Source organism: Arcanobacterium sp. (ex Cirak et al. 2026) (assembly GCF_053585065.1).
The window spans coordinates 1-684 of sequence record NZ_JBQJCE010000027.1; the positions used below are offsets into that span (position 1 = coordinate 1).

Here is a 684-nt window from a genome sequence, read left to right on the forward strand (position 1 = left end):
CCTTCACGCTCGAAGCGGATCGCAACCCCGAGGGTTTTCAGTTTGCGTACGGAGGCGAGTAGGTCGACAGTGTTGCGGGCAAAACGCGAGATCGACTTCGTCAAAATCACGTCAACTCCCCACGGCGAGCCCGGTCCATGAGAACGTTGAAACCAACTCGCGCCACCACCGACGTGTCAGTAACACCATCATCGACATAGACGCCTGCGTACTGCTGGGATATTCCTGGATAAAACTGCTTACCGTCACGCTGAGCTCATGGGCGCACAGCGTTTGGTTACAGGCGAGTAAGTGGAGAAAACTCGTAGCTTGCGAAATCATCACCTCGATGCGGGGCAATACGCGCTCTCACCACGTACGAGGAAACGCAGTCATGCTAGAGGTGCAGTGTTAAAGTCATCCGCCCATCACCCCCTGTTTTCTTGAACGTCACTGTCATTTCATGAACGCTCTAGGAACGCGGGGTTTCAAGTCCTACGCTCACAATAAGCCCCACCAATCGCCCAGACAATCGAGGCAATAATCTGCAGGAAAGTTGTAACGATTGCTGTGATGATCTACGGCAGCACACCAATCAGAATCGTGAGCAGCTGGACCCTTGCTTGAATGATCTGCCAAATCTCATCCACAAGAAACGACACGATGCCGGTGACGATCCATGGGAGATCCTCGATGATCGCCCCC

At 53.5% G+C, this 684-nt stretch carries 1 protein-coding gene; it reads right to left on the bottom strand.

What is annotated here, in order from left to right; translation table 11 throughout:
• Window positions 1-110, bottom strand: a 110-nt coding sequence (locus tag ACTOVJ_RS08245; protein WP_449504696.1) for a recombinase family protein, incomplete at its 3' end; no start/stop codon positions are given.
• Between the last annotated feature and the right edge of the window lie 574 nt (window positions 111-684).